Source organism: Kitasatospora sp. NPDC002965 (assembly GCF_040611255.1).
GTDB lineage: Bacteria > Actinomycetota > Actinomycetes > Streptomycetales > Streptomycetaceae > Kitasatospora.
Genome location: NZ_JBEXNT010000080.1, coordinates 37846 through 43881 on the forward strand (window position 1 = coordinate 37846; position 6036 = coordinate 43881).

A 6036-nucleotide genomic window follows, 5' to 3' on the forward strand; every position below is an offset into this window, starting at 1 on the left:
CGCAGCCCGGTCGGCGGGGGTGGGTTGCGCGTGACACGTATGGGCGTTGCCCGCACCCGGACGGGGGTGTCTCAGGTCAGCCGGATGCGGCTCTGCAGCAGCTTCGACGGGCCGGTGGAGAAGGGGGCCGTCATCGGCGAATCGGGGTGGGGTGAATACCTGGAACTACATCGGCAGCGCAACAGCGCTGTCAATAGTCGTGCACCGGATATCCGTTCGCGGAATCGGGTGAGGCATATTCGCCTCGTACGGCCGGGACCTGACGGAACAAGCCCGGTTCCGGCCATACGATTTCGTTATCCGCCCCATCAGGAATTCGGGCCTTCCCGGGACTCGCGCTTTCGCCGAGCATCGGACCAGGGCTCCCGGGAGGGGCGTGTCGCGGTGCTGCCGTCGTACCCGAGGTGCGGGCCGGCGGGGCCCGTCGGCCCGCACCTCAGGTACGGCGCTCAGTAGCCGAGTTGGGCTGCGGTGAGTACGAGGGGGCCGATGACCGTCTTACCGGCTGCGTTGATCCAGGTGGCGGTCAGCTTCGCCTGCGTGGCGGTGCTGGTGTCGGCCTCCAGCTTGAGGAAGGTACGGGGCTCGGCGACCTTGTCCACGAGACCGACAGGAGGGGTGCCCACGTGGTGCACGTCGGCGGCCGTCTTGTCGTGCAGCGGGCTGACGACGAACTCCCACAGGTCATAACCGACGTTCGGGTCCCCGTGGTTCTTCAGGGTGCGGGAGACGTGGATGTCCCCGCTGAGCAGGACGCAGCCCTTGATGTTGTTGTCCCTGATGTGCTTGAACAACTCGGCCCGCTCGGCCTGGTAGGTGAACCAGTCGTCGCTCTCGGGGCCGGCCTTGTCGTACCAGGTCATTCCCGAAGCGAGGACCTTGAACTTGGCGGTGCTCGCCTTCAGCTTCCCGAACAGCCAGTCCTTCTGGACGCTCCCCATGCAGACCCGCGGGTTCGAACCCGAGTTGGAGAACCACCGCGGGTCGATGAGGAACACCTCGACCGGGCCGCGCCGGAAGGACGTGTAGATGCCCTCACCGGGACCCCGGCCGGTCACCGCCTGGGTCCCGTTGGTGGCGTGGCCGAAGGAGGCGTTGGCGCGGTAGTCGACGAACACCTGGCGGAACAGGTCCTTCTTCACGAAGGTGCCGTCGGAGCCGTTGGCGCCGTAGTCGTGGTCGTCCCACGTCCCCCAGACCGGCATCGACCTGACCAGGTGGTCGATTCCGGGCGCGGCCAGGAACTCCCGGTGGGTCCTGCGCGCCTTGGTCAGGACCTCGGTGTCCGTGGGGGGAGTGCCGCCCTTGAAGTTGAGCCCCCGGTCGGCGTACGGGGTGTCGCCGAGCATGACGAAGCCCTCACACTGGCTGTCCAAGATCTGCTTCCACACGGGGTTCGAGATGCTGTGTGCGCAGGAGCCCACGCCCAGGGTGAACTTGGTGGCCGCGGACGCCACCGGTGCGGTCCTGAACTTCCCGGTCAGCGGGACGGAAGGGGCGTCGGGCGTCGTACAGGTGATGGTGAAGGTGTAGTCCGTGTCCGGCGTCAGGCCCGTCACGTCGAACAGGACGGTCTCGTCGTTGTCGGCCAAGATGGTCCGGTCGGCGGGTTGGTTCACGGCCCCGCCGCTCACCTGGCACCTCCAGATCGGGTAGGCCGCCCGGTTCACACCCGGCCGTGCCCAGATCCGGGCCGTGGTCTCACTCACGTCGCCGACGAGCGGACCGGCCTTGGGCGACGGGGTGGTGGACACGCCGGGCGCGCTCGAAGCCCGCACCTTCTGCACGTACCCCGTCAGGGCGTTGAAGAAGGTGTGACTGTCCTCGATGGCGGCGGCGGACTCGACCGGCGTGGTGCCGTCCGCCGCGTAGCACTTGTCGATGGTGAGGCTGGAGACCAGATACCTGCCCTTCTCGTGCCTGCCCTCCACCAGGGCCGCCGGGAAGCCCGTCGTTCCCGGCACACAGGACAGGAGCACGCGCATCTCGGCCCAGGCCCCCAGCGACTCCCAACTGGTCCACAGCTTCTTCTCGTATCCCCCGTCGCTGCGCCGGGTCCGCCGGCCGGTGAGCACCTGGCCACTGGTGGCCGCTGCCGTGGACACCACCAGAGGCTTCACCAGCGGGTGGTTGGTGTCCACCGGGTAGATCGTGTTCGAGTCGTAGTCGGTGCGCACCGCGTGCATCGGGACCGCGTCGTACTGGTAGTCGAAGACCGGCAGGTAGGGAACGCCGACACCGGGCCGGTCGGGCTGGGCGAGGTCGAGGACCACTCCGCCGGCCTTGACGAAGGCCTGCAGCGACGCACGCTGACCCGTCTCGAAGGTGGAGTACGAGGACAGGGTGCCGGCGAAGCTGCCGAAAACGACCAGGGCCACCTCCTGCACACCGCTCGCGGTCGCCGCGGCCGCCGCGACCGCCGGGAGCTGCGTGGACGGCGCGGCCTGGTAGCGCACCCCCTGGTTCGGGTTCAGGGTGATCACGGCGAAACCGGCGTTCTCCAGCAGCGTCTTCAGCCCGCGGGCGTTGGTCTCCGCATCAGGTTCGTCCAGGACCGCCGCCACCAGCCCCGACCAGGGGCCGGCGTGCGCCTCCGCGGTGGCGCCGGTCATGGTGGTACCGGCGGTGGCCATCACCGCGCCGGCGCCCAGCAGCTGTACGACCCTCCGGCGGCTGATCTCGGAGGGGGTGCGGGAAGAGTCGTCCATGGTCTTCTCCTGAGGGGGTGTGTCAACCGGTGCCGTCGAACCACGGCCCCGGCAAGGGCGTGGTCGAGCGGGGTGGGGTGGGTACGGGAGACCCGATCGGTGGGGTCGACGGTGCGTGTCGCGCGGGGCGGCCGTCGGCGCCGGGGTGGGGGCGTCACGGGTCTGCCGGACGAGGGTCTGCAGCCGCTCGGGGGGCCGGTGCCGTTGAGGCAAGAACCGGCGAAACCGGGCGGGGCGACTGAGTCGAACTACAGCGCCAGAGAAACCGCGCTGTCAATACTCACGCCCCGGATATCCGTCCGCGGAATCGGGGACGGGGACTCTCTTCAAGATCCCGGGGAAGGGCGCGAGCGGCGGGTCACCGCTCCGGCCCCTCGGTCCGGTCCGGATCGATTCCTCCCGACGGCCGGGGTGTTCCCCGGGAATCCGCGACGGGTCGTCGAGGGGCGGGGATCCACCGGTCGCCGGCCACCGCGATCGCCCAGGGACCGAACGGACGGGGTGAAGTGTCGCCGCGTTCAGAGGAATTGGGGCCGGCGCCGCGCTCCGGCCGACCGGCGACCTCCGGCGGACCCGGAGCCTCCTGAACGTCCCGAGACCTCCCGTGCCGACATTCCCGACCGGGTGTCAGGCATCATCCCGGTCGATCCGGCCAGGGTGTTACCGCGCGGAAATCCGTGGGACACGATCCGGACTTCTCACGCCGACACCGGGCACGGAGCGCCCCCATACGATTCCGCTATCCACCCCATCACCATTTCGGGCCTTGCCACAGCCCTCCCCCTCACCAACCATCGGATCCCGCGCTCCCGGGGCGGGGGCGTAGCGCGATGCCGTCGCCCCGGGCCCGGGCCGCCGCTCTCGTCGGGACGGGACGCAGGTGCGCTCCGCCCGCGCGGCGGCGGCACTGCACACCACCCTCAGGACCACCCGGAGGCAGGGCCGCCATGACCGTCACCCGTCCACACCCCGAACACGTCCGCCCCGTACCAGACCGTGACCGCGCCACCGCCACGGTGCGGGGCACACCCGCCGAACAGCTCGGCGCCCTTCCCCGCGCACCGGGACAGGAGACCGCACGACGGCGTCCCGCCGCCGGGACGAGTGTCGTCGCCCTGGACGTCGGCGCGCGCTACATCAACGGGACCGTGATGACCGGCGACGGCCGGGTACGGGAGTCCGAGCGCTGGTACACCAGGCCGAACCGGGGCCCGGACGCCGTGCTCGACACCCTGCTCGGCTGCGCGAGCGACCTCGCCGCGCTGGCCTTCCGCCGGGGAATGCCGGTGGTGGCGGCCGGCCTCGTGGTCGGCGGATCCGTCGACCGGACCTCGGGCGTCGCCACGGTACCCCGACTGGGCTGGACGGGCACGCCGCTGCGCTGCTGGCTGGAGGAGCACCTCGACGTGCCCGTCGCCCTCGGGCACGCGGGGCACGCCGGTGCCGTCGCCGAGGGGAGGCTCGGAGCCGGCCGCGGGTACGACGCGTTCGTGTTCGTGGCATCGGGTGACCCGGTCCTGGCCTCGGTGCTGCGCGGAGGACGGTCCGCGGGGTCGGCGGCCTTCGCCCCGGGCGAGGACTCGCCGGACGACCGGACGGTGACACTGCGGAGCGCGGACAGCAGGGCGCTCACCGAGATGATCCTCGCCGCCGAGGTGGAGCGGGTGGTCGTCGGCGGACCGCTGCCGGCGGCGGACACGGCCCTGCGGCAGGAGATCGGCTCCACCCTGCGGAGGAGCCACCGGCGTGGGCCGCGCCCCGAGGTGGTCGTGGGCCGGGTGGGCGGCAGGGCGGCCTGTCTGGGGGCCGCCATGTTGGCCCAGGAGCTGGCCGGGAGCCACTGACGGCGCTCCCCTCCCTCCCCCGCCCCGTTCCCACACCGGGCACCGCGCACCGCGCACCGGGCTGATCCGTGCCTTCACCGGATCGTTGCCAAAGAGTTCTCAAAGGCCGCCTCAAGCTGCCGTAAAGCAGCGGTCCGCGCTTATGACCCGGATAACCGGATCGGGGGTTCCTCCCGATCCGTCAGGCCACCACCCTTGCGTTACCAACAGATACGCGCCATGTAAACGACAAGCTAAGGAGCCCCCGTGACCACCGGGAATTTCACCGTCAACGGCAGGACGTACGCCAGGCCCGTAAACCCGGTCGTCGTCATCTGCATCGACGGCAGCGAGCCGGACTACCACATCGAGGCGATGGCGGCCGGTCGGATGCCCTGGCTGAGCAAGGTCCTCGAAGACGAGGGGACCTCGTGGCCGGCCCACTGCGCGATGCCCGCCCTCACCAACCCCAACAACGTGTCCATCGCCACCGGCCGGCCGCCGGCCGTACACGGCATCAGCGGGAACTACATCTTCGACACCGGACTCGGTGAAGAAGTCCTGATGAACGACAAGCGGTTCCTGCGCGCGCCCACCCTCCTGGCGGCGGCGAACGAGGCCGGCCTGGACGTCGTCGTGGTCACCGCGAAGGACAAGCTGCGCCGGCTGCTCGGCGCCGGTCTCGTCGAGGAGGGCCCCTCGCTCGACGGGTCCGGCGAGTTCGTCCCCCCCTCGCGCCGGGGCATCTGCTTCTCCGCCGAGAAGGCCGATCTGGCCACCGTCGAGGAGAACGGAATCGGTGACGTTCTCGACCTGGTCGGAAAGCCGCTCCCGACCGTATACTCGGCCGACCTCAGCGAATTCGCGCTCGCTGCCGGCGTGAAGATTCTCGAAACCCGCGGCGCCGACCTGATGTACCTGTCGCTGACGGACTACATCCAGCACAAGAACGCGCCGGGTACCGAGGCCGCCAACGACCTCTACGAGAAGATCGACCACTACGCGGGTCGGCTGGCCGAACTCGGTGCGACCGTCGTGCTCACCGCCGACCACGGCATGAGCGCCAAGACCGACGACCAGGGCCGCGCCCAGGTCGTCTTCGTCGAGGAGGAGGTCCGACGCATCCTCGGTGTCCCCGCGGACGCCGAGGCCGAGGGTCTGCGGGTCATCCTGCCCATCACGGACCCGTACACGGTGCACCACGGCGCGCTCGGTTCCTTCGCGAGCGTGTACCTCCCCGAGGGCGCGGACCGCGACGCCACGATCGACGCCCTGCGCGCCATCGGGGGCATCCAGGAGGTGCACGGCCGCGAGGAGGCGGCCGAGCGCTTCGCGCAGCCCGCCGACCGCATCGGCGACATCGTGGTCCTCGCCGAGGCCGGCACCGCCCTCGGCCGCTTCCCCGCCTGATCCTCAACGGCACCACCGCCCCCGGCCTGGCCGCCCGGGCCGCCGAGACGCTCCGGGCGGCCCGGGTCACCGTCACCCGGGTGCGCAGCGCGAGC

The 6036-nt window shown here is 70.7% G+C and carries 3 protein-coding genes; 2 read left to right on the top strand and 1 reads right to left on the bottom strand.

The genetic code is table 11. The annotated features are described in order from the left end of the window. Window positions 1-449: 449 nt before the first annotated feature. On the bottom strand, window positions 450-2708 hold the full coding sequence (locus ABZY91_RS26850; RefSeq protein WP_355405585.1) for an alkaline phosphatase D family protein: 2259 nt from the start codon (window positions 2706-2708) through the stop codon (window positions 450-452). A gap of 947 nt (window positions 2709-3655) precedes the next feature. Here ABZY91_RS26850 and ABZY91_RS26855 point away from each other — a divergent pair. Then, the gene (locus tag ABZY91_RS26855; RefSeq protein WP_355405586.1) at window positions 3656-4552 is read left to right on the top strand and encodes an ROK family protein; all 897 of its coding nucleotides are present in this window, start codon (window positions 3656-3658) and stop codon (window positions 4550-4552) included. A gap of 246 nt (window positions 4553-4798) precedes the next feature. Further along, on the top strand, window positions 4799-5941 hold the full coding sequence (gene phnA, locus ABZY91_RS26860) for a phosphonoacetate hydrolase (RefSeq protein WP_355405587.1): 1143 nt from the start codon (window positions 4799-4801) through the stop codon (window positions 5939-5941). Window positions 5942-6036: the final 95 nt, after the last annotated feature.

Bases quoted from the DNA above. Each gene is read 5' to 3' on its own strand.
- ABZY91_RS26855 (WP_355405586.1), top strand. From the start codon at position 3,656: ATGACCGTCACCCGTCCACACCCCGAACACGTCCGCCCCGTACCAGAC.
- ABZY91_RS26850 (WP_355405585.1), bottom strand. From the start codon at position 2,708: ATGGACGACTCTTCCCGCACCCCCTCCGAGATCAGCCGCCGGAGGGTC.